The organism is Hyphomicrobium sp. B1, from assembly GCF_049532635.1.
Lineage (GTDB): Bacteria > Pseudomonadota > Alphaproteobacteria > Rhizobiales > Hyphomicrobiaceae > Hyphomicrobium_B.
Genome location: NZ_CP134871.1, coordinates 3053927 through 3080626 on the forward strand (window position 1 = coordinate 3053927; position 26700 = coordinate 3080626).

The following is a 26700-nucleotide window of genomic DNA, read 5'->3' on the forward strand; positions in this document are numbered from 1 at the left end:
GACCAGGAAACCTTCGTGCTGTGAAGCTGCTGCTGGGGGCACCAGATCGAACGCTCCGAGCGTTAGCTAAGCATCCAAGTCGATGAGGATATCGAGATCGCCGAAGATCGACATCTGAAGCATGGTCTCAGCAAATCGTGAACACTGCCGCGGGTAGGTCCGAATACGATTTCTGCAACTGCTTCCAGAATTTAGATAGCCGACCGCCCTTGTGAATTTCGGGTGTCTCCAATAAAACGTTGGACGGAATTAGACGTAAAAATATAGCAATATGAAGTGCATAAGTCACAGATTCTGCGTGGCCCCCATGATGGATTGGACTGACCGGCATTGCCGCGTCTTCCACCGCCGTCTGACGAAGCGTGCGCTGCTTTACACCGAGATGGTCACCGCTGATGCCGTCATTCACGGCGACCGCGAACGATTGCTCGGATTTTCCGCCGAGGAACACCCGATCGCTCTGCAACTTGGCGGCTCCGACCCGGCGAAGCTTGCGACCGCCGCGCGGATCGGTGCGGAGCTTGGATACGACGAGATCAACCTCAACGTCGGCTGTCCTTCGGATCGCGTCCAGGAAGGTCGCTTCGGTGCGTGCCTGATGGCAGAGCCCGAGCTTGTCGCCGCGTGCGTCTCCGCCATGCGCGAAAGCCAGCCTGTCCCCGTCACCGTCAAGTGCCGCATCGGCATCGACGATCAAGATGCCGAGGCCGATCTGACGCGCTTCATCGACGTTGTCGCTGATACCGGTTGCACCTCGTTTGTTGTCCATGCTCGCAAGGCTTGGTTGAAAGGCCTCTCGCCGAAGGAAAATCGCGAGGTGCCCCCGCTCGATTATCAGCGCGTGTATCGGCTGAAGGTGCGACGGCCTGATCTCACCATTATCATCAATGGCGGCATCGAAACCATCGCCGATGCTGAGACGCATCTCGAACACGTCGATGGCGTCATGCTCGGCCGCGCCGCTTATCAAAACCCGTATATTCTTGCGGATGTCGATCGGGCCATCTTCGCCGACGCATCCGCACCGCCGACGCGAGGCGAGGCATTGACAGATCTGCTTCCCTATGTCGAACGTCACGTCGCCAAGGGCGGCCGGTTATCGAACGTCACGCGTCACATTTTGGGTATCTATCACGGTCAGCCGCGTGGCCGCGCGTTCCGCCGCCTGTTGAGCGAGAGCGCAACCAGCGCTTCCGCCACCGCAGAGGTGCTGAGCGAGGCGATCGCGCTCGCAGAGCACGGCTTCGGACGGCAAGACCGTCCCGATGCAGCCTGAACCGACCGCATGGCATTCTCAACAGTCCCGACACATCATCTGATTGAATTGCTGGCGCTGCTTGCCGGTGCGGGGCTGCTCGCCGGATTTTTGTCGGGCCTTCTCGGCATCGGCGGCGGTGGCGTTCTCGTCCCGGTCCTCTATGAAGTCTTCGGCGCGGCAGGCGTTTCCGAAGACATCCGCATGCACATCACGCTCGGCACGACGCTCGGCGTCATCGCGCCGACCGTATTTCGCTCGTTTGCCGAATATCGGGCCAGAGGTACAGTCGATACCGGCATCGTCAAGCGCATGGGGCCATGGATTTTTTTCGGGGTCAGCGTTGGTATCGTCGTCGCGTACTACGCCAGCAGCGAAGTTTTGCGCTGGATATGGGTGGTTTTCGGCTCAGCGCTGGCCGTCAAAATGTATCTCGGCCGCGACGACTGGAAGATCGCCGACACGCTCCCACGTCGCCCGTGGCTGGAAATCGCTGCCTTCCTGATTGGCTTGGTATCGACGCTGATGGGCATCGGCGGCGCGACGTTCACGGTGCCGCTGTTCACGCTGCATGGCATGCCGTTACTGAGAGCCGTTGGAACCGCAACTGGCATCGGTACTGTGATCGCGGTTCCGGGAATCGCCGGCTACATCATCTCAGGCTGGGGCGAGCAGGGATTACCGCCGCTCTCGCTCGGCTACGTCAGCCTCGGCGCATTGCTGATCGCGCCGCTCGCGGTCTTTGCCGCGCCCTATGGCGTGAGGCTCGCGCACGGCATCTCGAAGCGCGCACTGGAACTCGCGTTCGCAGTCTTCCTGACGACCGTCGTCTCGCGTTTCCTCTGGACGCTTTTTTGATTGGCGCTGGCGACTCCCTGCGGGAAGCCGACCGCCAGCGCAAATGTATGGCGAATGCACGCACCGGCGGCCGGGGCGCGCTACGCTTAAACAGCTATCTTCTGATTGTATTCGCCGACTTCGGGAAAGCGCGAAAGCTGCTGGTCGATGTCCTTGAAGATCGCCTTCATGTTAGCTTCCGACGTCGGGCTTTCGACCACAACGACCAACTCCGGCTTATTCGATGATGCGCGGACAAGGCCCCACGTCCCGTCTTCCAGCATCACGCGCACGCCGTTGACGGTGATGAGATCGCGGATCGCCTGGCCTGCAATCGTGCCTCCGCTCTCTTTCTGCTTCGTATAGTGCTCGGTGATCCGATCAACGACGCCGTACTTTTTCTCGTCGTCGCAATGCGGCGACATCGTCGGCGAGCCGTAGGTCTTAGGAAGCGCGTCGCGCAGATCGGCAACCGTTTTTCCAGGACTACGATCGAGCATGTCGCAAACGGCGATCGCTGAAACGAGGCCATCGTCGTAGCCACGGCCAAGCGGCTCATTGAAGAAGAAGTGGCCCGACTTTTCGAACCCGACCAGTGTCTTGTGTTCGAAATTATAGCGCTTGATGTAGCTGTGGCCGGTCTTCCAATAGCTCGTCGTCGCCCCGTTAGCGATCAGCACGGGATCGGTCGTGAACAGGCCCGTCGACTTTACGTCGACAACAAACTTTGCCTTCTTGTGGATCGCCGAAATATCGCGCGCCAGCATCACGCCGACCTTGTCCGCGAAGATTTCATGGCCGTCGTTGGCAACAACACCGCAACGGTCGCCGTCGCCGTCGAAGGCCAAGCCGACATCCGCGCCGGTTTCGAGAACCTTTGCAGAGACCGCATGAAGCATCTTCATGTCTTCGGGGTTCGGATTGTGGTTCGGGAAGGTGTAGTCGAGATCGGTGTTGAGGGGCACGACTTCGCAGCCGATCGCTTCCAGCACTTGCGGTGCAAAGGCGCCCGCAGTGCCGTTGCCGCAAGCCGCGACGACCTTCAAGCGGCGCTTCAGCTTCGGGCGATTGGTCAGCGCCTTGATATAGCGCTCGGCAAGATCGGAAACGAAGATATAGCGCCCGCCGGTCTTGGCTTCGAACTCACCGTTGAGAACGATCGACTTCAATTCGGACATATCGTCGGGTCCGAACGTCAGCGGCCGCGACAATCCCATCTTGATGCCGGTCCAGCCATTATCGTTATGGCTTGCCGTCACCATTGCGACGCCTTCGACGTCGAGTTCGAACTGCGCGAAGTAGGCCATCGGCGACAGCGCGAGGCCGATGTCATGCACCTCGCATCCGCCGGCGAGCAGGCCGGTCATCAGCGCCTGCTTCACCGCGGCGGAGTACGAGCGGTAGTCGTGGCCGACGACGATGCGTTTCGGCACGCCTCGGCGCGCAAACAGCGTCGCCATGCCGAGCCCGACGGCATTGAGGCCCATCAGGTTGATTTCCTGCGGGTAGAGCCAGCGCGCGTCGTATTCGCGGAAGCCGGTCGGCTTGACGAGCGGAAGGCGCTCGAAGTCGGCGGTGTTGGGCTTCAGGTCAGCGCGTGGCTTCGGTAGCATGAGGTTCTCCTCGAACGTGGTTCATTCGGGGACCTTAACGCGCTTTGGCATGCGCGTGGTTCCGACGGCCGCTCTATCAGCAATGTTCTGGGCGGAATAGTGGAATAGTCACTCTTCAAGCTCGAGTTTGTCACCGCGCATCTCGACGCGCGACAGCCGCCCCAAAAACGACATGCCCAGAAGCGTGCGTTCGGAAGCACCTCGTTCCGACACCACGCCTTTGACGTTTCGCACAGTGATATCGCCGATTTCGATGCGTGAAATCGTGACTGGCGCGACACGTGCAATGCCGTTCGCTGTTTGAGCCGTATGTGTGAAATCCGACGGTTTCACGAAAATTCCGGCTCTGGCGGCATCGTCATAGGTCAATGCAACGAGAGACGCGCCCGTATCCACCATCACGCCGATTTCCCGGCCGTTGATTTCGGCCTCCGTCAGAAAGTGGCCATATTGACCAGCAGGCAGCGTCACCGAGTTGGAAGCATGCGAGGCAACGACTGGTACATCCAAAGCGGGGGAGGGTGCCGTATCTGTCTGATCGGCAACCATAGGTGCCGGATGTAGCCGGTCCATGATACCGGCGACGATGCCAGGATGTGTCAGGGTATAGGCAAGTCCAACCGCGCCAACAGCCGCGATGGCGAAGGACGCGAAAAGACTGGCCGTGGCCGACGACATTTCCATTGCCCTTTCAACAGCGCCGCGAACCCTTGACTTCGGGCCCAGCTATTGCCGAAGCGTCGCGAAATTGCCTGCCACTTGATATGACCCGAGACGTCTTAAAAAACTGGAACCGAGAAGGGTTTCGTTAAGAGTTCCAGCCTTCGCCACCAGGCCCTCGACATCATTCATGACGAGCGGCCCGATGCGGACGGATTTGAGACGCACCGGCGCCAGATAGCTCGTGCCGTTGGCGGTCCTGAGCGGGGTATCGTAGGCGAGGGTGCCGATATCGATGCCGGCCTTTTCGGCATCCGATTGCTTGAGGATGACGGTCGCCGCGCCGGTATCGATGCGTGCCGTCAGCGCCGCGCCGTTGATCTCCGAATTGGCCAGAAAGCCGCCGTCGTCTGCACGACGAAGCAGGACGGACGCCGAAGCATCCCGCGGCGTCGGTAACGCGCTGTCGTTTGCGTGTCGCGCAAAGGTCATGACATCGGCAAGCGAGAACGCCACGTCCTTGTTGAAAGCACCCATGACGAGCACCCCACCCGCGATGCAAGCCGCCAGCGTCGGCCAGACGGCGAGCCGCCGTTCGCCGCGATGGCTCAGAAGCGTGGCGATGTAGAGCGCCAGCAGAATGCCGATGACGGACGCTGCAACCGGGAGGTTCGGAATCGCATCGAAATTGAACCCGCCAAGCATCGACGCGCCCAGCACTCCGGCGAGCCCGACGACCACGACGAAAAGCAGAAAGATCAGCATGCCCCGGCCTTGTTGAGTGAGAAGATGGTGATTAGCGCGCCTCTCCGGCCACCCGCATCGGTGCATCGGAACCGAACGATGAAGACGATGGGCGCATCCGCGGTTGCCGCGGCTGCCGCGGCGCGCCGGTATCGCGGTGACGTTCCTGTCCCACTGGCTGCAGCGGCGATAGCGGATTGAGAACGCGCTGAGGCGGTATCGTTACGGTCACTTCGGTGCCCTTGCGCAACTCTGACTGCAAGTCGAACGTGCCGCCATGCAGATGGATCAGGTTCTGCACGATGGAAAGCCCGAGGCCGGTGCCGCCTTCGGCGGTTTCGTGCGCAAGCGAGCCCTGGCCGAATGCCTGCAGGACGCGCGGGATCTCGTTCTTCGGAATGCCGGGTCCGGTGTCGGCCACCGTCAGGAACTGGCCCCCATCCTGGGTATTTCCGACGATCAGCGTGATGCGGCCGCCCTTCGGCGTAAACTTCAGCGCGTTCGACAGCAGATTGAGGCAAATCTGGCGCATCGCGCGCGGGTCGGCCCACACCTGCGATACGTCCGGGGTGAAATCTTCGACGATCATCAGCGCTTTTGAATCGGCCTTGATCTTCACCAGTCGCTGACAATCCTCGGCAATATCGGTCAGGCGGATCGGTTCTTCGCTTAGATCGTAGCGCCCGGCCTCGATCCGCGAGAGGTCGAGAATTTCGTTGATGATGCAGAGCAAGTGGTCGCCGCTCTTGTAGATGTTGTGAGCGTAATCCCGATAGACGTCGTTGCCGATGGGGCCGAGCAGTTCGCGCTCCATGACTTCCGAAAAGCCCATGATGGCATTCAGCGGCGTGCGAAGCTCGTGGCTCATCGTGGCAAGGAAGCGGGACTTCGCCTTGTTCGCGGCTTCGGCGCGGCGCCGGGCTTCGTCCGAGATGGCGGTGGCTTCTTCGAGTTCCGAGATCAAGCCGTCCTTTTCCGCCCGGTATTCGACCATCGCCAGCGCCGTCGAGTGCAGCCCGCGCGCCAGATAGACGAAAAAGACGTGGATGCCGATCGCCATCGAACCGAGGGCAAAATAGAACGGATCGCCAAGGGAGAAGAGACGCGCCGCAACCGCAACCGTCATCGGCACGGTGCCCGCGAGAAAGAGTTGTGGTAGCGTTGATGCAAACGTCATACGGATCGCCAGCACGACCATCAGCGTCGCGAAAATAAACACATGCGATGAGAACGTCGCGGGCGACATAAGGTGGTGCCCGCCGCCACCATGGATCGACATGCCGATCAGCGCGAACGCCGCGAGCGCAAAGCCGTTGACGAGTTCGATGCGGACGAAATGACGGCGCCACTGTCCGACATTCACCTCGGTGCGCGGAATGGAGAGCAGCCGCCGGCACTGATCGAGCATATAGACGCGCGAGATCGACACGATCGCGATCCAGGTCGTCGCCTCCGTGAAGGACGCCCAGAACATCGAAGTGATGTAGAAGATGAAGCACAACGCCGGCATGGCGAAGGGCGCGCTGGTCTCGTTACGCGCAAACATCGTAAGCAGTTCGTATTCGAATTCCGGCTTATTGACGGTGCCATGCGTGAGCTTTTCCCGGAAAGACCTGAGGTCATTCCGAGATTGGGTCTGCCGCATAGAGGGCGCTGCGTCGACAGCCGTTGCTTCGACACTCTGAACGTTGTCGTCCATCCCGCGAGCCGTTATTCCCATTCCATGAATTTGCGCGTGCTCATGCCGGGCGCAGTTCGTAAATTGGCGGCAATTCGTTAAAGCAAGCCTTAAAGGTCTCCTTCGCCGGTCGAAAAAGGAGGCTACACAACCAGAGCGAAGGAAGCCGCAAATGGGGCGTTGGCGACGCTGGAGACGGCGAAACTGGGCATCCTTTATTAAGCTTGCGCTGGTTTTAACTTTGTTTGCCGCAGTTATCGTTGGTGCGCCCCGGCACTGGAATACGCGGTGGCACCGTGCCGACGCGGCCGATCCCTTTCCGCCAACGGTCACCGGCTATGGAGATCCTATCGACGGCGACAGCCTATGGGTCGGCAAAGAAGAGGTGCGCCTCAAAGGCATAGACGCACCAGAATGGCGGCAAGGCTGCGAGAAAAACGGCACGCGCTGGGATTGCGGGGCGGCGGCGCGGGACGAACTGGTCCGCGCCATTGGCGATGATGAGGTCACCTGCGCCATCGAAGAACGCGACGTCTACGGCCGAATGCTGGGTCGCTGCACGGCCGGCGGTCGCGATCTCAATGCACAAATGATCGCCTCCGGCATGGCGGTCGCCTATGGCGCGTACTGGGACGAGCAGGCCGTCGCGCGTGCCGAGCGAAGAGGACTTTGGGTCGGAGCTTTTGAAGAGCCGCGCGATTGGCGTCGCGAGCACGCCTCCGGGGATGACAGGTGAACCATGCACATCATCGAGACACACGCCGCTCCGAGCCCGAGACGCGTAAATATATTCCTCGCCGAGAAGGGCATCGTTGTTCCACGCGAGGAGCGCGATATGATGACCGAAGACCTCAAAAGCGGCGACTTTGCTAAGCTCAATCCCTGGCATCGCGTTCCGGTTCTGGTTTTCGATGACGGGCGGACGATTTCTGAGACCATCGCAATCTGCCGTTATTTCGAGGAGATAAAGCCTGAGCCGCCGCTGTTCGGCGTGGGTGCCATCGGCAAGGCCGAAGTCGAGATGTGGACCCGGCGCGTCGAGCTAGGTTTGTCGAGCGCTGTGTTCAGCGTTTTTCGCCACCTTCATCCGAAAATGGCCCATCTCGAAGTGCCCCAGGTCGCGGAGTGGGGGGAGGCCAATAAAGAGAAAGTTGCATTCGAACTTGGCCGCCTCGATGCCCGCCTTGCCGACAGCCGCTTTATCGCCGGAGACGATTATACGATCGCCGATATCACGGCGCTCGTCGCCGTCGATTTCATGCGGCCCGCGCGCCTCGGCAGACCAGATGCGTTTGCCAACGTCACGCGTTGGCACGGAGAGGTTTCAGCCCGGCCGAGCGCAAAAGCTTGACGCTCATCGGTCGATATGTGGAAAATATTACCAATCACCACGTTGACACACGGCATATACAGAATAATAATCTCAAAAAGCGACGCGAAAGCGTAAAATGTTGTTCTCCTGGCCAGGGCGGTGCCGATGCTCGACGAAATGGACGTTAAAATCCTGCGCATTCTGCAGCAGGATTGCACGCGCCCCGTTGCTGACATCGGCAAGGAAGTCGGCCTCTCGACGACGCCCTGCTGGCGGCGTGTGCAGAAGCTCGAAGAGTCGGGCGTCATCCAGCGCCGGGTCGCCATTCTCGATGCGCAACAGGTGAACGCCGGCGTCATGGTGTTCGTCTCGATCAAGACAGACAAGCACTCGCTCAACTGGCTGGAAAAATTTCACTCTGCCGTCGCGGAATTTCCCGAGGTCGTCGAGTTCTATCGCATGTCCGGCGAGATCGACTATCTGCTTCGCGTCGCGGTGCCCGACATCGCGGCCTACGATGCCTTCTACAAAAAGCTGATCTCGCGCGTCGATATCGCCAAGGTGTCGTCGGCCTTCGCGATGGAGCAGATCAAATACACGACAGCCCTTCCGCTGCAGTTCGCGATCACCGAGCGTTCGGGAAAGAGTGAGCGCGCCGAAGCGTAAGAGCCTAGCCGTCAGTCCGACGTTTTGGGTTTGAGGCGCGCGATCAGACTCGATGTATCCCAGCGGCTCCCGCCGTGGGCCTGAACGTCCGCATAGAAACCGTCGACGATTTTCGCCACCGCCAGATCGGCGCCGTTCGATTCTGCTTCATCGAAACAGATGGCGAGATCCTTACGCATCCAGTCTACGGCGAAACCGAAGTCGAATTTGCGCTCGTGCATGGTCTTCCAACGGTTGTCCATCTGCCACGATTGCGCCGCGCCCTTAGAGATCGTCTCGATCAGCGCCGTCACATCCAGCCCGGCGCACTCGGCGAAATGGATCGATTCCGCCAGCCCCTGGACGAGTCCTGCGATCGCGATCTGGTTGCACATCTTGGCAAGCTGCCCTGATCCGGAAGGTCCCATGAGCCGGACCGCGCGCGCGAAACAGGTGATCAGCGGCTCAGCCTTCTCGAATGCGGTTTTGTCGCCGCCAGCCATGACGGTCAGCACGCCGTTTTCGGCGCCCGCCTGGCCGCCCGAAACGGGACAGTCGAGAAATGCGAAGCCGCCGGACTGTGCGGCCGCCGACAGCTCCCGCGCGACCTTGGCCGACGCCGTCGTGTGATCGACGAAAATCGTGCCCGCGCTCATGGACTGAAAAGCACCGTCTGGGCCGGTCGTGACGCTGCGCAGGTCGTCGTCATTGCCGACGCACGCAAACACCACCTCGCAGCCACGCGCGGCTTCGGCTGGTGTCGCAGCGACTGTGCCGCCGAACTGCTGCTGCCATTTCTGGGCTTTGGCGGCAGTCCGATTGTAGACGACGACATCATGGCCGCCGCGCGTCTTCAGATGCCCCGCCATGGGATAGCCCATGACGCCGAGACCGAGCCAAGCCACCTTCGCCATTTGTCCGTTCCTGTTCCACGTCGCCGTGCGTCTCACCCGACCACGGCGGCTGATGACAAAAAGCAACGCCGGGATCAACTGCCATTGTCCCGGCGTCTGCGCGACTGATATTGCGAAGAGACCGCTAGTAGCGGCGATTCTGAGCGGCCCACGGGTTACTGCGGTCAAATCCGCGCACCGGCTGGGCGCTCGCGATGCAGATGACGCCGTTGCGCCGGTCCTTGTGGCAATCGACGTTCTTTCCCACAGCAGAACGCCACTCGGAGAATTCCGGGCCATAACGGTCGGCAACCTTGCTGCGCCAGCCCTGGATTGCAGCCCGACGGGCATCATCCTGCCGAACGCTCAAGGGCACACCGTCGTCGGGGGCCGAGGCTTGGACTTCGATCCGCGGCATGGTGCCGACATCTTGAATCGGCGGTCCGCCCACGCCGCGCGGCGGTTGAACTGACGGTGAAGGCGATCCACCACCGTTCTGGGCAGGCGAAAAGACGTCTTGGGAGGGTGAGTAGTGGCCCCGCGGAGACGAATAGGCGTCACCGGTAGGCGCGGGTGCATTGCCGCTGCTCTGATAGGCATCAGATTCGCCAGCTTGGTAGGGAGGCGCCGCCGCACCTCCGACGCCGGGAGGCGAACTCTGATGGTTCGGCGTGTAGCTGTCCGGCGGCGGGTCGGTCGGCTGGCCGCCGGTATTGTTGACACCCCTGTAGGGCGTGTATTCGAACGTCTGCGCACTTGCAGGCAGGGCAAAGCCCACAAGCAGGGCCGCCACCGCGGCAATCGACTTCAGGGGCAGACGGGCCATTTACGTTCTCCGGACGGCGAATCGGTGGAAGTTATCGCCGGTAGATGCACGGGCCTGAGCAAATGCTGAATGGCAACGGGCCAAAAGCTGGTAGCGCCGCGCTGCCGAGCAATATGCTAAGGAAAGACCTTCCATTAAACCCCCCGGACGATAATGACAAATTTGGCGAAACTTGATTCCCGGCCCCTATCCGTAACCTATGGCGATGTGGTCCGCGCGGCAGAGGCGATCCGCGGGGCCGTCGTTCCGACGCGCTTCGAGCCAAGCCGAACCCTCAGCACCCTTCTCAACGCCGAAATCTGGCTGAAGTTCGAGAACTTGCAGTTCACCGCGTCCTACAAGGAGAGGGGGGCCTTAAACAAGCTCCTGTCGCTGTCGGACGTCGAGCGGCAAAATGGCGTGATCGCCATGTCGGCCGGAAATCACGCCCAGGGTGTGGCCTATCACGCCCACCGTCTCGGCATCCCGGCGACAATCGTGATGCCGGCTTCGACGCCCACCATCAAGGTCGAGAACACCCGCAGCCATGGGGCCGAAGTCATTCTCGAAGGTCAGACGCTGGAAGAATCCTACGCCTTCGCCGTCGCCTATGGGGCCGAACGCGGCATGGCCTTCGTTCATCCGTTCAATGATCCGGCCGTGATTGCGGGGCAGGGAACGGTTGCGGTCGAGATGCTGGCGGTCGCGCCAGATCTCGATGTGCTGATCGTGCCGATCGGCGGCGGCGGATTGATCTCGGGCATGGCTGTCGCCGCGAAGGCGATCAATCCAAAGATCAAGATCATCGGCGTCGAGGCGCAGCTCTACCCCTCAATGCTCAACGCCGTGAAACATGCCTCGTTGCCCGTCGGCGGCGATACCCTCGCGGAAGGCATCGCCGTCAAGACGCCGGGCAGCCTGACGCAAGAGATTGTCGAAGCCCTGGTCGACGACATTCTGCTCGTCTCAGAAGCCGATCTCGAACGCGCCGTGTCACTACTGATCACGATCGAGAAGACGGTCGTCGAGGGCGCAGGCGCCGCCGGGCTCGCCGCGCTGATCGGCGCGAATAGGCTTTATAAGGGCCGCAAGATCGGTCTGGTTCTCTGCGGCGGCAACATCGACACGCGGCTGCTGGCCAGCGTTCTGACGCGCGAGCTTGCCCGTGACGGCCGCCTGTCACGCCTTGCCATCGACCTTCCCGACCGGCCCGGCCAGCTTGCCAAAGTCGCGGGCGTGATCGGTGGTGTTGGCGCCAACGTCGTCGAGGTTTATCATCAGCGCGTCTTCACTGACGTTCCGGCGAAAGGCACCGAGCTTCACCTTGTCATCGAAACGCGCGATCGCGCCCATCTCGATCTGGTCGTGACGGGCCTCAAAGAGGCGGGCTATTCGGTGATGGTGAAGAGTTCGACCGGCGCCGGAGCGCCCTGACCGTCAGAAAACAACGCGCAAAAAGATGGGCCCTCGGCTTTTGCGGAGGGCCCTAAGTGGATCGTTGGATCGGGGAAGAGTCGGATCGAAATTGACGAGGCATCGAAAATATTGCGGCTACCTCGAAGTGAACTGGACGGGGAGCGGAAATTTCAACTTGGTATCGTCTTGAAGCTTATTGAAAATGAGCGCGCCAATCAGAAGTCCGCAGCTTGCCAGAAAACAAATCGCCATACCGGCACGCGTTAAACGATCGACCGTGGAGTTTTGATCACTGGCTGCCTTGAGATCCATCGCACAAGCCCGCCTTCAATCTATTGAAGTAAGCTTCTTGTAACCGACTTTTACGAGGCGGTCGATTTTGAAGTCTTGCGATGACTAATCACTATACGATCGAATTAACGAACTGTTTACGCCTGTAAACAAGGCGTAAACCCGCGCTCCGATTTGGCATTCCAATAGATTGGGAGACGGACCGCCGGTCGCCACGTTACAGCCGCGCCTCCGCTTTAGGGATGCGCGAAGATACAGCGGCCAGAGACGGTCTTGGGCCTGGAAGACGAAACACGAGAGACGACGTGCAATTCGAAGACGTGATGTTTTATGCGCGGCTGTTGGTAGGCCTGCTGACTTTCGCCTGTTTCGGCGCGCTCGGTGCCGTTGCGGCGGACCCGCAAGCCGCGTCGGCGCCAGCCTCGTCGTCCGCATCGTCTGCCGTGCCGTCGCGCCCCGAAGAGCCGCTCGCGGCGAAGGCCTATAGCATCCTCGATACCTACTGCGCGCGCTGCCATCAGACGGGCAAGCTTGAACGCCCGCTGGCGTCAGGCGGCCTCGCGAATATTCTCGATATCGACGATCTGGCGCGCGATTCCATTTTGGTGAAGCCCGGTTTCCCCGACGCTTCGCGTCTGTACGACGTTCTGGAAACGCGTCACGCCCCACTCGATGTTTTTATCGGCGCCAACGCGGCGGTGGAACCGCAGCCGGACGACATTCTCGCCCTTCGTCGCTGGGTGAAGGATCTTCCCGATACCGCTCAAACGTGTCCGTCGCGACGGCCGATCAGCCTTACCGACCTCGACAAGCTGATGCGGGACGCCCAGCGTCTGGAACGCGAGCAGGGCAAGGACGTCCGCTTCATTTCTCTCGCCCACCTCTACAACGCGTGCGCGACACCGGACGAAATGGCGGCATATGCGGCCGCGCTGAACAAACTGATGAACGCGCTCTCCTGGGCGCCCGAACCCATGAAGCTGACGCCGCTCGATGCCGCTGGAACGGTGCTGTCGTTCCGGCTTCCAGATTTCGGCTGGGACGCGGCGCGCTGGGCGATGATCCAAGACGCCTATCCGCCTGCACTCGTTCACGCCGTCGCGCCGGACATTTTAAAAACCGCGCAGACGAAAGCGGTCATCGTCAACGGCGATTGGCTTGCCGCTGCCGCAGGCGAAACGCCGCTTTATTACAGTCTTCTCGGCATCCCGCAGAAACTATCCTCTCTTGCCGCCATGAACGGTGCGAAGATCGACGACGATATTCGTGCTGGATCCGTCCGCCGCATTGCCGTTCGCGAGAGCGCAGTGACGCGCGGCAATCGTTTGATCGAACGCCACCCCGGCGATCATGCGGGACTGTGGCTGGTCTACGACTTTGCAACCAGTACCAGCGACCAGAACGTTTTCGATCACCCATTGGGCCCCAAATCCGCAACCAGCGCCGCGGCTCCCTTCAAGGCGGATGAAGTCCGCGCGCTGTTCGCGCTACCCAACGGCTTTTATGCGTTCGCGCTCTACGATGCGTCGGGCAACCGCATCGATCGGGTGCTGCCGGGCATTGAGAAGCCATACGCGGGCGATGAGGCCAACGCCGTTGAGCCGACAACGACGGCCGGCACCGATTGCTTTGCGTGCCATACCGAAGGATTGGTCAAAGCCAAGGATGATTTCAGGCCTGCTGGTCCGGTCGATATCTCATCCGCACCGATGCCAGCCGATCGCCGCACGGCGCTGCCGTTGTTTGGCACGGACAGCGAAAACATGCTCCTGATGCTTGGCGGCACGGATCGCTTCCGCGCCGCCGCCAAATCGGTCGGCGTCGATCTCAACCTTCAAATTCACGGCGAAGAGATGGTTTCGGGTCTTGCTCGCCGCTATCGCGAAGGCGCCGATTTTGAGGTTGCGCTGTCCGAGACGGGCCTCGAGCGCACAGACTTCCTGAAAGAGCTTTCAAACGCCAAAGGCCAAGCCGCGCCGCTCGCCCGCCGCCTTCTGCACGGCGTGCTGTCGCGCGCGCAGCTCGAACGACTGTTTTCGCTGCTCAAAGGCATAGACAAGCCGAAGCAGACGGCATCCGCGGGGTTTCTGCGCGAAGTAAAGACAGACATTGGGCTCAGCATGTGGCTCGATAAGCCACGCCCGGTTCCCGGAGACCTCGTGACGATCAAGGCCGAAGCTGACAACGACTGCTACCTGACAATCATCAGCGTCGATGCCGAGGGCGTTGGGACCGTGCTGTTTCCGAGCGATTTCCAGCACGACAATCTGATCAAGGCCGGAAAGCCAGTGAGCGTCCCACCGGCCGATGCACCGTTCCAGCTTCGCTATAAAGCAGCGGGCAGCGAGACGATTCTAGGTCGCTGCTCGACCAGCGCTACGCCGCCGGTCGGCATTGAGCACGACTTCGTGCATCAGCGCTTCACGGTACTCGGTAACTGGGAAAACTTCATTCGCGACACGCTCGTCACCGACTGGGAGATGCGCGCCAACCCGGAAAAGGCCGAGCGCGCCCGTATCGCCCGGGCTGGCGCCATCAGCCGCCGCGAAGCTCAGGGCGAGCGCATCGAGCCACCGCGGCCCGACATCGTGACGGATCGGCCACTACGCGACGGCCGCGCAGTCCTCATCCTCGGCCTTCGCTGACGTCTCGAACGCGGCGCCAAATGCCTGAAAACAAGGCGCTTCATAAAACTGTCGCAAACGGTAGGTGCCGAAACGCATCGCTCCGTAGGCCAATCGCATCCCGCCACTCGCGTTCGGGAGAGAATCCGACAACCCTAAAAAGCGTTTGGGTTCGGAAAGGCTTTACAGAGGGAGCCGAGGTACCTAAATGCACCCCTTCAACATTGTGTCCAGAGCCGACATCGCTCGGCTGCCGCGCGCGAAACCGGATAGCGCTTCCTCAGGAGGTTCTTTCGCGATGGAGAAGTTTGCCACCGCCCTTGAAATGGTGACCGAGATGAAGCCGGATCTTCCGGTCTTCGCCGCGCGTCCCCACGCTGCGGGCCGTGCCGCTCGGTGGTTCATCAACAACTTTCCGGGCGAGGTCGCTTACGCTTACAAGGCGAACAGCTCCGTCTTTCTTCTCGGCGCGCTTTACGGTGCGGGTATCAAGCAGTTCGACGTCGCCTCTGTCGCCGAGCTTGAGGACGCCGCAACGATCCCCGGCGTGCGCCTGCACTTCATGCATCCGGTGAAGTCGCGCTACGCCATTCGCCGCGCCTACTTCGATTACGATATCAAATGCTTCGCGCTCGACACTGAAGACGAGCTGCAGAAGATCATCGAAGAGACGGACGGGGCGAAAGACCTTGAGCTGTTCGTGCGCGTCTCGGTTCCGGCCAAGAACAGCCGCGTGCCGCTGGAGCACAAGTTCGGTATCTCCGGCCAGAAGGCGCAGCGCCTGCTCGTCAAGGCGCGCCAGGTCGCCGACGAACTCGGTATCACCTTCCATGTCGGCTCGCAGACGACGACGCCCGACGCCTACGCGATGGCGTTCGAGGAAGTGAAGAAGCACATCGTTAAGGCTGGCGTCGTGGTCGACGCGATCGATATCGGCGGCGGTTTCCCGTCACGCTACACCGATAGCGTGCCCGCGCGGCTGTCCGACTTCATCGAAGTCATTAAAGCGTCGATGGCGAAGATGCCCGTGACCGAGGATTGCCGCTTGATCTGCGAGCCCGGCCGAGCGCTCGTCGCCGAAGCCGAAAGCCTGATCGTGAAAGTCGATCTGCGCAAACCGGGCAACCAGCTTTTCATCAACGACGGTTCTTATGGTGCGCTCTTCGACAGCGCGCATCTGGGCTTCGTTTTCCCGGTTCGCCTCATTCGTCCGGGCCTCGATCCGAACGAGCCGCTGGAGCCGTTCGAGTTCTGGGGACCGACGTGCGATTCCATCGACCACATGAAGGGGCCGTTCATGCTGCCCGCTTCGGTTCGCGAAGGTGATTACATCGAGATCGGTAATCTCGGCGCCTATGCCCGCGCCATGGGCACGCGCTTTAATGGATACGGCGAATACATCGACGTCATCCTGCAGGATGAGCCGATGTATTCGATCTACACGGAAGATCTCGAACCGATCGCGCGCAACGCCTGATAGTCGGTTAGGCATGGAAAGCGACAACATCGCGGATATCTACCGCGAGTACATTGCGTGCCTGAATAATCGGGACTGGGACCGGCTAACTGCATTCGTTGCCGACGACGTCACGCGCAACGGCAAGCCGCTGAGACTTTCCGGCTATCGAGAAATGCTGGAGCGCGACGTCTCGGAAATTCCCGACCTCCGATTTCACATTCTGCTGATGGTTTGCGAACCGCCCTTTGTTGCAAGCCGTCTGGGCTTTGATTGCACGCCAAAAGGCAGTTTTCTCGGGCTCACCGTCAATGGCCGGAGGGTGTCGTTCACCGAGAACGTTATCTACGAATTTCAGAACGCGAAGATCCAGCACGTCTGGTCGGTCGTAGATAAAGCTGCGATTGAGGCTCAGATCAAAGTCTGAGCCTCTTACGCAATCGCGTGACCTTAGTTCGACGCCTTCGCGAGCGCGACCAACTTCGGCTCGGCCCGATAGTTCTCCGGGAACAGCCGCTTCAGATTGGCGACCTTCGGCAGGTCGTTGATTACGATGTACGGATAGTTTGGATTCAGCGTCAGAAAATTCTGATGATAGTTCTCGGCCGGAAAGAACGTGCGGCCGGGCTCCACCGTCGTGGCGATCTTGTCCGGGAAGATATGCGCCTTGTCCAGCTGTGCGATGTAAGCCTTCGCGACATTCGCCTGTTCCGCCGTCATCGGAAAAATCGTCGAGCGATACTGCGTGCCTGAATCCGGCCCTTGACGGTTGAGTTCGGTCGGATCGTGCGCCACCGAGAAATAGATCTGCAGCAGCTTACCGTAGCTGATTTTCTGCGGATCGAACGTCACTTGCACGGATTCCGCATGACCCGTCGCGCCCGTGCCGACGATCTGATAGTGCGCATCCTGCGCGTCGCCGCCGGTATATCCGGAGACCGCGTTTTTCACGCCGGCAACGTGCTGGAACACGCCCTGAACGCCCCAGAAGCAGCCGCCTGCCAGCACAGCCGTTTCAAGATGCGCGCTTTGAGGCGCGGGCTCATCGATGGCGGGCGGCGGCACGCGCGTGCCTTCCTCCGCATCGACGCCTACGCCGCCGACCGTACTCAGAACAAAGACGACAGCCGCAACGGTGACGATTGAAAAGAAAATGCGGTCGGACCGCAAAAGAGATTTGAACTGGATTGCCATGGACGTCTCCGGGGGGATTGGTCGTGTGCTTCCACACACTCCAATGCCTACGTCTGCCGTGCGCAATCCGTTACGCGAGCGTCCGCGGTAACGTCTTGTTGAACCTTACCGCTTGCACGCGGAATGCGCCTCGGCGGCTTTAGAAAGCGGCCGAGGCGACGCGAGATAAATTGCGTTAGCGCGATATGCGCGAGATCTTCGACCCTTCGAGCGTCAAATTATACATGAGCCCCTTGGGGTCGAGGATGAAGCCGACGACCGGGCTCGTGATCTTGTTGGTGTCGATTGATCCGCCGACGCCGACCGTGATGATTGCCACTGAAGCGTCTGCGCCGACCTTCCATCCCGCGGTTTTGCGAAACTGGCGCAGCGCCTCGGGTGTCATGAACGCGATGATGACCGATCGCGCCTGCACACCGATCTGAAAGCCGAACGAGCCCGAAACGGTATTGTAATAACCGGCGGTGCGCCCGCCGATCAGCAGCGCGCCTTCGCCATATTCTCCGCCGATGCCGAAGCCCGCCTTCACGACGGACGGAAACACCAAAATACCGACAGCCTTGTGCGCTAGCTCGCGCGCGCCGCCGACTTGGCGGAAAAATCGCTGCATGGTCTCATGCACACCGGCGTCGATCTCTGGTCCCGATTCTGCGTGGCTTGCCGGCGACGCCGCGACGAGCGCGAACCACGCGACAAGCGCCACGCTAAGGTGTCTGATGAACATTTTGTGTCTCCCTCGTGCCCCGACCGACGCTTGCCTGCGCTTCATGGCCGAATTTCGCTTGCAGGCCAAAAATTCGGCCCGCGGATTAAGTCGGCGATTAACGGTGTTCGGCAGCAAACACAAATGCCGGATGCTGATTTTCCGGCGAGGCGAGTATTGGGGGAAGGGCGGGCCACCATACGATGAGGCCCGCGTCCTTGGGATGGAAGGCTATCGGATCGTCAGCCAAATCAGCGCCATAGCTGTTGCACCGACAGCCAGACTGACCGGAAGGAGCGCGATCTGAAGCATGGCCTCGCGTCCGCTCACGAGGCCCGTCGCGATGTCGACTCGGCCGTGGAGAAACTGGCGGAAGCTGCGACGCTGCCCGGCTGCGCGGTCGTTCGCGGCGCTGTTGGAATTATAGGCGCCGAGAGTAATACCGCCGAGATACATCGCCGAGATGATCGTCACGATGACAACAGCCAGACCGGTGCGGAGGTCGAACGCGCCAAAACACGTCCAGCTCAAAACCAGGAACCAGGCGCAGGAGGCGAGGCCGATGACGACAGGTGCCGGATGCACGGAGAGGTCATAGCTCGGCACGGCTTCGGCCGTCGGCACATGCGAGGCGGTGAACGGGCGGGGCCTTTGAGGGAGCCAAATCTCAGCTTGGCGAGGAAAGCGATCGTTCAACAGGGATGCGAAAGCCATGAGACTATTCCTTCATTCGTTCATCTCCCGGAACGGTCACACCCTGCGGCGTCGCTCCGGCCATGAACCAAAGATCGATAGTCCGGACCTATAAATCCAACGCATTGGTCCAATTGAACCAATTTGGAAAAGAGATTGAATTGCTGTTCTCCAGCGCCACCTCGTCTCAAGTTTGACTGTTGAAATCCCCGTGTTGTTGTTCCGCTCCTTACGCGCGACTGCTGAGGTGTCGGTAGAGTTGCGCGGAGAGGTCGATGCAATCGATCGATGCCATTGTAGATTTTTTCAGCCGTCTATTTGCAGGCGCAAATTCTCTTTCTTGGCCGCTCGTTGTTTTGTCTTTGCTGCTCTTTTAGGCGCGCCGTCTGGGACCTTTCGACCGCGCTCGTGAAACGTTAGCCAACGCGTTCGTCGCTTTGGAGACATCGATTTTCAAGAACAGGAACCTGGGCAGGTGGTTGCCGCTCCAGATGTCGCGGAAGCGGCTTTGGCCGATGTCGTCGATAACGACCCTGATCTTCAACCATGGATGGAGAATGCCGAGCAAATTCTTCAGCAGGCGAATATTCCCGCAAATCAAGTCCGTGCTCGCCTCATCCGTGCATGGGCCTTCGCCAATCGTGCGCGATCTTTCGACGATATAGGCCGAGTTATTTTCAGGACTCAGGTCGCAGCACTGCGCAGAATTGCTCAAAGCGGTGTTGACGGCCGTGGTCTAAGACGTTTTCACCGCGAGCACGTTTGGGATTGCCGATTGCAGTCGATATGTGAGCGCATAGCCTACCTGCGTGCCCATTAACCGATCCCAATACCGTCCGCACGCGCCCAAATTCGATGAGCGCTGCAGCCGCAGACCAGATCCGCAATGAGTTTCAGTGCATCAGGCCGCCGAGATAGGATGATTGCCGTGACGAGCTCTGGAACTGCTGTGATCCGGCTCATTTTCGAGACTTTCGTTTGCCTCCCGAAGGTTAGCTCGACCCCAAGGAAGCGCACAATAACTGCATCTTCAGATCATAAATCCGGTTCAAAACAAAATAAGCAGTCGACGGATTTATGTTGTCCCACGGTCACGGCCAACAAAGGAAACTGGTGCTAAATTCGAGTCGCGGGACCACGCTCTTCATGAGGGCTTCCAGATGAAACATCGCCTCAAAGCCGCGGTACTAATTATTGCTTCCTGCACTGTCGTTGGATCGGCTGTTTCGGCTGGTGGTGCGGAGCTATCGCATGGATCTTCGCCGACAACTGAGGACGGAAATTGGTCCGTCATCTTCACGACCTACGGCTGGATTCCTTGGCTATCAGGTAATACGGTGATCAAAGGGCGGTCGTTCGACGTCAGTGTCGACCCGAGCGATCTGTTGGGGCATTTGGACTGGTCTACACTACCAGCGTGGATGAGCTATGCCGAAGCTCGCCGCGGCCCGGTCGGACTCTTCAACGATATCGTTTATGCGAGCTTCAGCGGTTCGAAAGGTTTCGCGAAGGACGGGGAGCACGCCACGTTCTCAGGCCATATCTCAGCTGATTACACGCAAGTGACGGTCGAGGCCGGCGGCGCTTATGAGATTTGGCAGGGTCGCAATCCTGTGCTTATGGGAACCTCCGTATTCGACGTGTTGGCCGGCGCTCGCTATTGGCATCAGGACAGCGTGGTTTCCGCCGATTCCGTGACGACCCTGAATGTTGCCGGCCTCGAGTTTGAAAATGGCCGTTGGTTTGCAAAATCAGGTTCGGTCAACTGGGTTGATCCGTTCGTCGGAGCGCGTCTTCGGAACAAGATCGGCCCCGGAGAGGAACTCGACGTTCGTGCGGATTTCGGTGGCTTCGGCGTGGGCAGTGATTTCTCTTGGCAGGTGCTTGCGACTTACAATTGGCAGATGTGCATTCTCGATGGTCATGTGCTTGACGGCTACGTCGGATACAGAGCCCTTTCGGTTGACTACTCGCAGGGCTCTGGGACATCGAGATATGAATACAATGTGCTTCAACAGGGCCCTGTCGTCGGCACAACGCTGCATTTCTAGCGCAAGAACGGCTTTTGCGCTCGATCGAGGGGCTTAACGCCCCCAACTCCTCATACCTACGCCGACAGCGGCAAAGATCGGGGAGGGACCCTAATCCTTCGCCTTCGCATTTTCCTCTTCCATCGTCTTGTGGTCCTCTTGGGACAACTGCTCCGGTCCAATTTTGTAGGTCAGCTTGTCAATTCTGCCGGTAAACCGGAAAGGAAGTTTGTAGCTGCTATCAACTGGCGTGCGGGTGTCCATACCGATGTCTAGTGACTCATCGAGCGCCATCAAGAACGGAATTGTGTGTTCGACCTTCTGCTTCGACAGTTCCCTGCTATCGACGGAGAGCACACCTGTTCCACCCTTGCCGAGACCGGGACCGTCGTATTTGAAATCGAACACGATCGTGTGCTTGCCGGGTGCGAGTGGGGATCCCGCTAACCAGTCCTCGGCTCCGATTCCGCCTTCCCAGCGATAGCGCTTCAAGTTGAGCATGTTGTAGACGAAGACCGGCTTGCCATTGAGCAGGTAGAGCCCATAGCCACCAAAGCGACCGCCCATCGTCGTGATCATGCCGTCGGAACCACCTTCGAGAATAGTCACGTCAGCAGTGATCGTATAATCGCGATTCAGAAGGCTCGGCGCATTACCGACCGGGATGCCTACGTTTTCTCCTTCATATGTGAAGATGGATCGGCCAGCGGTCGCACTCGGACGCGGCGTCAGCAGCCGCGGCAACACCGAGTTGTCGAGCGGCAGAACCTGGTATTTCTTCGCTTCGGTGAGAAACAGCGCTTGCAGCTCCTGGAGTTTCTCCGGCTCCTTCGCGGCAAGATCGTTAGCCTGCGAGAAGTCATCAGCAACATTGTACAGTTCCCATTTGTATTGCTCGACCGGTGGCAGTGGTTTCGTCCCAAGGAGCCACGGCGGGGTCGGTGGCGTCGTGCAGGCATACCAGCCGTCGTGATAAATGCCGCGGTTGGCAAACATTTCGAAGTACTGGGTATCCCGCTTCGACTTCGTATTCGCATTCGCCTTATCAAAGGTGTAGGCCACGCTGACACCTTCGATCGGCTTCTGCTTGATGCCGTCGACCATCTCGGGCGGTTGGATTCCGGCTGCGTCAAGGATGGTCGGCACAATATCAATCATATGATGGAACTGCGTGCGGATGCCGCCAACATCTGTGATGTGGCCCGGCCAGGAAATAGCCATTCCCTGGCGCGTGCCTCCGAAATGCGATGCGATTTGCTTGACCCATTTGAATGGCGTATCGAATGCCCACGCCCACGGGACAGCCATATGCGGATACGTTTCGTCCGATCCCCACGACTCGTAATAGCGGAGGTATTCAAGTTCCGGCAACTTCAGCACGCCATTAGCCGCGGTCATCCAGTTGGGCGTGCCCATCATAGTGCCCTCGGCGCTCGTGCCGTTATCGCCGTTGATGTAGATGATCAGCGTGTTATCGAGTTTGCCGATATCTTGGACCGCCTGTATCACGCGGCCAATCTCATGGTCGCTATAGGCTGTGTAGGCGGCAAAGACGTCGGCCTCACGGATCACGATCTTCTTCTGGATCTCCGAGAGCGAGTCCCACTTCGGCAACTCGTCCGGCCACGGGGTCAACTGTGTGTTCGCCGGGACTACGCCAAGCCGCTTCTGGTTCGCAAAGATCTGCTCGCGCAAATGTTCCCAACCATTGTCGAAGAGGTGCATGGCGCTGATCTTGTCGATCCACTCCTTGGTCGGCTGATGCGGGTCATGAGTTGCGCCAGGGACGTAATAAACGAAGAACGGCTTTTCCGGAGCAGAGGCATTCAGCTCCTTGATGTGCCGAATGGCATCATCCGCCATGTCGCGGACGAAGTTGTATCCAGGCTTGTCGAGCCATGGATAAACAGGAGTGTGATCGCGGAAGAGGTAAGGAGTCCACTGATCGGACTCGCCCCCCATGAAACCGTAGAAATACTGGAAGCCCATGCCGCTCGGCCATTGGTCGAATGGGCCGGCCACGCTGTACTGGAATGAGGGCGTGTTGTGATTTTTACCGAACCACGATGTCGCGTAGCCGTTGTCTGACAATATCCGGCCGATGGTCGCGTTCTCGGGTCCGATGATGGAATCGTAACCTGGATAGCCAGTCGCCATCTCACCAATCTGACCGAACCCGACGGAGTGGTGATTGCGACCGGTAATCAGCGCCGCACGTGACGGAGAGCAGAGGGCGGTCGAGTGGAATTGTGTGTAGCGCAAACCCGATTTGGCGATGCGATCGAGAGACGGCGTAGGTATCACACCGCCGAATGTGCTCGGAACTCCATACCCCGAGTCATCGGTCATTATCAGAAGCACGTTCGGTGCGCCCTTGGGAGGCACAACTCGCGGCGGCCACCACGGCTTGGAGTCAGGGGCGGTCTCATTGATGACCCCGCCAAATTTGGGGGGCGCTGGCGGCAGCTGCCTTCCATCTATTGTCGTGGTGGTGTTGGGTGAACCGGGTGTGCCGGTAATCTGCTGTGACGAAGCTGGCGAGATGCCAAAAACAAATGTAAGGCCAACGGTTCCGAGAACAGCTTTCATGGCGTGTCTCCCATCTGGAAAGACGCTTTTTTCAATTTCTTTTCGTCTCGCGAGCATCGAGGAGAGTCAACGTCACGATGCGAATTCGTTCGTATACGTTGTTTTTCAAAGTACGTTCGTGCGTACTGGGCCTATTTGAATCACGTTCTGACGGTCTGCTTTTTGCCCCTGGCGGAAGAGGCGGATCAGTCTGCTCGTAGGCGATCGGCGGACCAGCGGGTATTCGCATCGAAAATGCTGAAGGAGTTCGAGCGGCGCCAAGGTTTGTGAAGACCGGGGGAGGCTCACTTGGCGCCGCTCGGATGCTCGCACGGGGGGAGCGGAGCATCTTGGCCCGAGCGAGGGATCTCAGGCAAAGGTGATTGTATTTACACTGAGCAGTAATAATTTGATCTAGCTCAATCGACCGCCGGTGTTCGCCAAGTGATGGACGATTTCTTCGCCAAGCACGGGCTATCCATCAAAAGCGAACAGAAGATCGACAATCTTAGGATGGCGATGTCGTTGGTGGCGTCCACTCGGGCGGTAACGCTACTACCAAGATATGCGAAGGACTTCTTGACCTGGTCATCCGTGACCAGCCGTCCGATCGAAGGCGAAGGCGAAATGATCGATCTCGTGGTCGGCTACAACAAGGCCAACCGCTCGCCGGTTTTGCAGCTCTTTCTTTCGCGGCTCAGCGACATTGTCTCGCGCATCAACGAGAGCCACGTCTAAAGCGATGTCAAATGATCCGCTACCGCTTCGCAACCGCAGACATCGAGTGGCTTCATCCCATTAGCAGAGGTCGACTGCAAATTCGTCAGTGATCGCGACGTGTAGCGGAGCACGCCCGCTAGTTGACGAAGACCGCTTTCGTCATGCCTGGGCGTAGACGAAGGCCAAGAGGAGCGCTAAGCGCAATTGGGGTGGGGAGGATCGCGGATGGCCTTTGGAAGCTCTACGCGCGTGTCGGCGCCACCACTATATGGTTTTGCTCTTCTGATTGTGCTTGGCGCAGCGGTCGCTGAATACGCCATGGGCCGTGTGCCGATTTGCACGTGCGGCACGATCAAGCTTTGGCACGGGGCAGTCCAAAGCTCGGAGAATTCGCAACACCTGGCCGATTGGTATACCTTCACGCACATTGTCCACGGCTATCTTTTCTATTTTGTGCTGTGGCTTGTCGTGCCGCGCTGGAGCATACCGCAACGATTCCTTGCGGCAGTTGCTGTTGAATCGCTTTGGGAGGTTTTGGAAAACTCATCCTTCATCATCGATCGCTATCGAACAGCGACATTTTCATTCGATTATTATGGCGACAGCATCGTCAACTCCATGTCCGACATCGCGGCCATGGCCATCGGTTTCGCCATTGCCGCCCGCTTGCCGGTTGCGGTGACCGTCTTGCTGGGCATCGCCAGCGAAGCGCTTATGGCCTACGCCATCAGGGACAATCTGGTTCTTAACATCATCATGCTGATCCACCCGATCGACGCGATCAAAGCGTGGCAGGCAGCAGCGCCTCGATGACGCGCGCAAGCGCGGTCGAGAGATGAACATGTATCCCGCGTGCGGCAGGCCTAGCCTTTACGCTTTTCTAACCCCGTTCCCAAGCTACCTGACGGCTTGGAGTACATTTTAGAAAAACATCCATTACGATTCGCAGCCGCGCCGCCTAATGATCAGCGCACGCATTGAATCGCACAAGGATTGTTTTGGTAATGCAAATGCTCGCTCGTTTGTCGGCAATAACCGCCATGGTCGCATTGACGTGCGCGAGCGAGGGAGTGTTGGTCACGCCTGCTTCTGCGACCAGCGACTCGCTGCGCAATTCGCTCGCGCAGAAGAATTGTCGTCGCGGCACGTTCAAGGACTATTACCTTCAGGGCAACGGCGGCGATCCTCCGTCGAGCTACAAGGGTCGCGTTTACAAGCTCAGCCAAGATTATCCCTCGGAGCTTCCGGCGAAGGAAGAATATCCCTGGCTAAAAATTCCGTTTAAAGATGGCGGTCCGGTAGATCCAGAGGCCTATCTGCGCGCGCTCCTGGACTACGGCCTGGAAGGCAACGTCGCGGCCGACTTCTACGTCGAAGACAATCAAATCCGTAAATGGTACGGCTCGCCGTGGATGGATTGGAACACCGAAGTCGCTTCCGACTGGCCGGGGACCGACGGCCGCGAATTCGTGCACGGATTAACTCATGAATTCGACTCTGCCGGCAACACCTTCGGTGAACGGCAGCTTGAGTTTGTCGACACGTGGGCTCAGGCTTACGTCAACGATCGATACGCATTCGCATTAGGCCAAGTCTATTGCGATCCTGACGATCCTAAGCCCGGCGCGCTCAATCCTGATCCGACAGGTTTGAACAGCATGCCGGATGGCGCGTTTGTCATCAAACTTCTGTTTTCGACAGTGACCGAAGCAGAATTGCCGACGGTGAAAGGCGCACTGGAGTGGGATGCCGATATCTTCGTCAACAAAAGCCCGCGCTTTCGCAACGAAGGGCCGTTGTCACGGTACGAGCGTCGTATTGGCAAGGTGCGCCTTATTCAGATCGACCTGCAAGTGCGCGACGAGCGCAGCCCTACGGGCTGGTTGCTTGGAACTTATGGCTATGACGGGAACGCCAAAGGCGAAACACCTTGGACCCGCATGACGCCGCTCGGCCTGCAGTGGGGCAACAATCCTAAGGTCACCTACGCCGAAACGTGCAAAGGGCCGAACGGACCGTGCAATTATGAACCACTCACCGAACAGTGGATCAATCGTCAAGCCGTCAAGGATCTGGCAACTGCGCCGCTGAGCTTCAATCATCTGGGCTTCGGCGGTCGTCTCGCTGGCCCGGTCGATAATCCGAAAAGTTCGTGCATGGGCTGCCATCAGACAGCCGGCTTTCCGATGGTGCCTATCCTCGCGGAATTTGCGCCTAATGGAGCTGTCCTCGGGCTCGACGCAGAAAAGCATCCCGAAACGGCGCAGGGCCTTCGCATGATGTACTTCGGGAACGTCCCGGGCGGCGCGGTCTTCAGTGATACTCAGCTCTATTCGAGCGATTATTCCCTGCAGCTTGCAATGGGCTTGCAGAATTTCGTCTCGCTCCGCTGTGCAAAGGACGCCCCGTCTCCGCGCCCCTCGCTTTGCGGACAACTCGCTGATTGGACGCGGCTGCAGCGCAAGGCCATCGACAGTGTGACCGTGTTTGGGACGCCTGGACCGGGCGGCGCACCGATCACTCCGAAGTGACAATAGATAAGCGCTTTCGGTAATTCACGTTC

23 protein-coding genes and 1 pseudogene are annotated in these 26700 nt (G+C 59.3%); 14 read left to right on the forward strand and 10 right to left on the reverse strand.

What is annotated here, in order from left to right:
* Window positions 1–271 precede the first annotated feature (271 nt).
* Together dusA and RLW55_RS14610 are read left to right on the forward strand one after the other, a co-directional pair.
* Window positions 272–1276, forward strand: coding sequence for a tRNA dihydrouridine(20/20a) synthase DusA (gene dusA / locus RLW55_RS14605; RefSeq protein WP_414462843.1), 1005 nt, complete (start codon window positions 272–274; stop codon window positions 1274–1276).
* A gap of 9 nt (window positions 1277–1285) precedes the next feature.
* On the forward strand, window positions 1286–2113 hold the full coding sequence (locus RLW55_RS14610) for a sulfite exporter TauE/SafE family protein (protein ID WP_409560060.1): 828 nt from the start codon (window positions 1286–1288) through the stop codon (window positions 2111–2113).
* A gap of 86 nt (window positions 2114–2199) precedes the next feature.
* On the opposite strand, the gene RLW55_RS14615 is transcribed toward RLW55_RS14610, so the two are convergent.
* The 4 genes from RLW55_RS14615 to RLW55_RS14630 form a co-directional block, all read right to left on the reverse strand.
* A complete protein-coding gene (locus RLW55_RS14615) occupies window positions 2200–3705 on the reverse strand; it encodes a phosphomannomutase/phosphoglucomutase (protein ID WP_423414561.1) in 1506 nt (501 codons plus the stop codon).
* A 108-nt stretch (window positions 3706–3813) separates the two neighbouring features.
* A complete protein-coding gene (locus RLW55_RS14620; protein ID WP_423414562.1) occupies window positions 3814–4383 on the reverse strand; it encodes a retropepsin-like aspartic protease family protein in 570 nt (189 codons plus the stop codon).
* Between the two features lie 48 nt (window positions 4384–4431).
* Complete coding sequence (locus tag RLW55_RS14625) at window positions 4432–5130, reverse strand: retropepsin-like aspartic protease family protein (RefSeq protein ID WP_409560057.1); 699 nt, start codon at window positions 5128–5130, stop codon at window positions 4432–4434.
* A 31-nt stretch (window positions 5131–5161) separates the two neighbouring features.
* On the reverse strand, window positions 5162–6808 hold the full coding sequence (locus RLW55_RS14630; RefSeq protein ID WP_414462839.1) for a sensor histidine kinase: 1647 nt from the start codon (window positions 6806–6808) through the stop codon (window positions 5162–5164).
* Window positions 6809–6959: 151 nt separating this feature from the next.
* On the opposite strand from RLW55_RS14630, the gene RLW55_RS14635 reads away from it, so the two are divergent.
* From RLW55_RS14635 to RLW55_RS14645, 3 genes are all read left to right on the forward strand, one after another.
* Window positions 6960–7523 (forward strand): thermonuclease family protein, encoded by a 564-nt coding sequence (locus tag RLW55_RS14635; RefSeq protein WP_423414563.1) that lies wholly within the window; start codon window positions 6960–6962, stop codon window positions 7521–7523.
* Between the two features lie 3 nt (window positions 7524–7526).
* Window positions 7527–8138 (forward strand): glutathione S-transferase, encoded by a 612-nt coding sequence (locus RLW55_RS14640; protein WP_423414564.1) that lies wholly within the window; start codon window positions 7527–7529, stop codon window positions 8136–8138.
* Between the two features lie 126 nt (window positions 8139–8264).
* A complete protein-coding gene (locus RLW55_RS14645; protein ID WP_409560053.1) occupies window positions 8265–8765 on the forward strand; it encodes an Lrp/AsnC family transcriptional regulator in 501 nt (166 codons plus the stop codon).
* A gap of 11 nt (window positions 8766–8776) precedes the next feature.
* Here the strand turns inward: RLW55_RS14645 and RLW55_RS14650 are convergent, their stop codons facing one another.
* Both RLW55_RS14650 and RLW55_RS14655 read right to left on the reverse strand, forming a co-directional pair.
* Window positions 8777–9658 (reverse strand): NAD(P)-dependent oxidoreductase, encoded by an 882-nt coding sequence (locus tag RLW55_RS14650; RefSeq protein ID WP_423414565.1) that lies wholly within the window; start codon window positions 9656–9658, stop codon window positions 8777–8779.
* A 124-nt stretch (window positions 9659–9782) separates the two neighbouring features.
* On the reverse strand, window positions 9783–10463 hold the full coding sequence (locus tag RLW55_RS14655; protein ID WP_409560051.1) for a hypothetical protein: 681 nt from the start codon (window positions 10461–10463) through the stop codon (window positions 9783–9785).
* A 153-nt stretch (window positions 10464–10616) separates the two neighbouring features.
* Between RLW55_RS14655 and RLW55_RS14660 the strand changes: the two genes are divergently transcribed.
* The 4 genes from RLW55_RS14660 to RLW55_RS14675 all read left to right on the forward strand — a co-directional run bounded on the left by RLW55_RS14660 (window position 10617) and on the right by RLW55_RS14675 (window position 16656).
* Window positions 10617–11876 carry a threonine ammonia-lyase gene (locus RLW55_RS14660; RefSeq protein WP_423414566.1) on the forward strand — a complete coding sequence of 420 codons (1260 nt, stop codon included), beginning with the start codon at window positions 10617–10619 and terminating at the stop codon, window positions 11874–11876.
* Between the two features lie 578 nt (window positions 11877–12454).
* Window positions 12455–14794, forward strand: a complete 2340-nt coding sequence (locus tag RLW55_RS14665) for a DUF4384 domain-containing protein (RefSeq protein ID WP_423414567.1) — start codon at window positions 12455–12457, stop codon at window positions 14792–14794.
* A gap of 277 nt (window positions 14795–15071) precedes the next feature.
* Window positions 15072–16250 carry a decarboxylase gene (locus RLW55_RS14670; protein WP_013947930.1) on the forward strand — a complete coding sequence of 393 codons (1179 nt, stop codon included), beginning with the start codon at window positions 15072–15074 and terminating at the stop codon, window positions 16248–16250.
* Between the two features lie 13 nt (window positions 16251–16263).
* Window positions 16264–16656 carry an ester cyclase gene (locus tag RLW55_RS14675; RefSeq protein WP_414462835.1) on the forward strand — a complete coding sequence of 131 codons (393 nt, stop codon included), beginning with the start codon at window positions 16264–16266 and terminating at the stop codon, window positions 16654–16656.
* Window positions 16657–16679: 23 nt separating this feature from the next.
* On the opposite strand, the gene msrA is transcribed toward RLW55_RS14675, so the two are convergent.
* The 3 genes from msrA to RLW55_RS14690 all read right to left on the reverse strand — a co-directional run bounded on the left by msrA (window position 16680) and on the right by RLW55_RS14690 (window position 18840).
* A complete protein-coding gene (msrA, locus tag RLW55_RS14680) occupies window positions 16680–17423 on the reverse strand; it encodes a peptide-methionine (S)-S-oxide reductase MsrA (protein ID WP_423414568.1) in 744 nt (247 codons plus the stop codon).
* 175 nt (window positions 17424–17598) lie between these two features.
* The gene (locus RLW55_RS14685) at window positions 17599–18147 is read right to left on the reverse strand and encodes a BPSL1445 family SYLF domain-containing lipoprotein (protein WP_423414569.1); all 549 of its coding nucleotides are present in this window, start codon (window positions 18145–18147) and stop codon (window positions 17599–17601) included.
* Between the two features lie 210 nt (window positions 18148–18357).
* Complete coding sequence (locus RLW55_RS14690; RefSeq protein WP_423414570.1) at window positions 18358–18840, reverse strand: hypothetical protein; 483 nt, start codon at window positions 18838–18840, stop codon at window positions 18358–18360.
* A gap of 487 nt (window positions 18841–19327) precedes the next feature.
* Between RLW55_RS14690 and RLW55_RS14695 the strand changes: the two genes are divergently transcribed.
* A complete protein-coding gene (locus RLW55_RS14695; RefSeq protein WP_423414571.1) occupies window positions 19328–19639 on the forward strand; it encodes a hypothetical protein in 312 nt (103 codons plus the stop codon).
* Between the two features lie 340 nt (window positions 19640–19979).
* Complete coding sequence (locus tag RLW55_RS14700) at window positions 19980–20870, forward strand: hypothetical protein (protein ID WP_423414572.1); 891 nt, start codon at window positions 19980–19982, stop codon at window positions 20868–20870.
* 90 nt (window positions 20871–20960) lie between these two features.
* On the opposite strand, the gene RLW55_RS14705 is transcribed toward RLW55_RS14700, so the two are convergent.
* On the reverse strand, window positions 20961–23438 hold the full coding sequence (locus tag RLW55_RS14705; protein ID WP_423414573.1) for an arylsulfatase: 2478 nt from the start codon (window positions 23436–23438) through the stop codon (window positions 20961–20963).
* A 417-nt stretch (window positions 23439–23855) separates the two neighbouring features.
* On the opposite strand from RLW55_RS14705, the pseudogene RLW55_RS14710 reads away from it, so the two are divergent.
* From RLW55_RS14710 to RLW55_RS14720, 3 genes and pseudogenes are all read left to right on the forward strand, one after another.
* Window positions 23856–24155 (forward strand): annotated as a pseudogene (locus RLW55_RS14710) (LysR substrate-binding domain-containing protein); the annotation flags it as partial.
* A 207-nt stretch (window positions 24156–24362) separates the two neighbouring features.
* A complete protein-coding gene (locus RLW55_RS14715; protein WP_423414574.1) occupies window positions 24363–24950 on the forward strand; it encodes a DUF2585 domain-containing protein in 588 nt (195 codons plus the stop codon).
* A gap of 191 nt (window positions 24951–25141) precedes the next feature.
* On the forward strand, window positions 25142–26668 hold the full coding sequence (locus RLW55_RS14720; RefSeq protein ID WP_423414575.1) for a hypothetical protein: 1527 nt from the start codon (window positions 25142–25144) through the stop codon (window positions 26666–26668).
* Window positions 26669–26700 lie beyond the last annotated feature (32 nt).

Bases quoted from the DNA above. Each gene is read 5' to 3' on its own strand.
- dusA (WP_414462843.1), top strand. From the start codon at position 272: ATGAAGTGCATAAGTCACAGATTCTGCGTGGCCCCCATGATGGATTGG.
- RLW55_RS14610 (WP_409560060.1), top strand. From the start codon at position 1,286: ATGGCATTCTCAACAGTCCCGACACATCATCTGATTGAATTGCTGGCG.
- RLW55_RS14615 (WP_423414561.1), bottom strand. From the start codon at position 3,705: ATGCTACCGAAGCCACGCGCTGACCTGAAGCCCAACACCGCCGACTTC.
- RLW55_RS14620 (WP_423414562.1), bottom strand. From the start codon at position 4,383: ATGTCGTCGGCCACGGCCAGTCTTTTCGCGTCCTTCGCCATCGCGGCT.
- RLW55_RS14625 (WP_409560057.1), bottom strand. From the start codon at position 5,130: ATGCTGATCTTTCTGCTTTTCGTCGTGGTCGTCGGGCTCGCCGGAGTG.
- RLW55_RS14630 (WP_414462839.1), bottom strand. From the start codon at position 6,808: ATGGACGACAACGTTCAGAGTGTCGAAGCAACGGCTGTCGACGCAGCG.
- RLW55_RS14635 (WP_423414563.1), top strand. From the start codon at position 6,960: ATGGGGCGTTGGCGACGCTGGAGACGGCGAAACTGGGCATCCTTTATT.
- RLW55_RS14640 (WP_423414564.1), top strand. From the start codon at position 7,527: ATGCACATCATCGAGACACACGCCGCTCCGAGCCCGAGACGCGTAAAT.
- RLW55_RS14645 (WP_409560053.1), top strand. From the start codon at position 8,265: ATGCTCGACGAAATGGACGTTAAAATCCTGCGCATTCTGCAGCAGGAT.
- RLW55_RS14650 (WP_423414565.1), bottom strand. From the start codon at position 9,658: ATGGCGAAGGTGGCTTGGCTCGGTCTCGGCGTCATGGGCTATCCCATG.
- RLW55_RS14655 (WP_409560051.1), bottom strand. From the start codon at position 10,463: ATGGCCCGTCTGCCCCTGAAGTCGATTGCCGCGGTGGCGGCCCTGCTT.
- RLW55_RS14660 (WP_423414566.1), top strand. From the start codon at position 10,617: ATGACAAATTTGGCGAAACTTGATTCCCGGCCCCTATCCGTAACCTAT.
- RLW55_RS14670 (WP_013947930.1), top strand. From the start codon at position 15,072: ATGGAGAAGTTTGCCACCGCCCTTGAAATGGTGACCGAGATGAAGCCG.
- RLW55_RS14675 (WP_414462835.1), top strand. From the start codon at position 16,264: ATGGAAAGCGACAACATCGCGGATATCTACCGCGAGTACATTGCGTGC.
- msrA (WP_423414568.1), bottom strand. From the start codon at position 17,423: ATGGCAATCCAGTTCAAATCTCTTTTGCGGTCCGACCGCATTTTCTTT.
- RLW55_RS14685 (WP_423414569.1), bottom strand. From the start codon at position 18,147: ATGTTCATCAGACACCTTAGCGTGGCGCTTGTCGCGTGGTTCGCGCTC.
- RLW55_RS14690 (WP_423414570.1), bottom strand. From the start codon at position 18,840: ATGGCTTTCGCATCCCTGTTGAACGATCGCTTTCCTCGCCAAGCTGAG.
- RLW55_RS14700 (WP_423414572.1), top strand. From the start codon at position 19,980: ATGAAACATCGCCTCAAAGCCGCGGTACTAATTATTGCTTCCTGCACT.
- RLW55_RS14705 (WP_423414573.1), bottom strand. From the start codon at position 23,438: ATGAAAGCTGTTCTCGGAACCGTTGGCCTTACATTTGTTTTTGGCATC.
- RLW55_RS14715 (WP_423414574.1), top strand. From the start codon at position 24,363: ATGGCCTTTGGAAGCTCTACGCGCGTGTCGGCGCCACCACTATATGGT.
- RLW55_RS14720 (WP_423414575.1), top strand. From the start codon at position 25,142: ATGCAAATGCTCGCTCGTTTGTCGGCAATAACCGCCATGGTCGCATTG.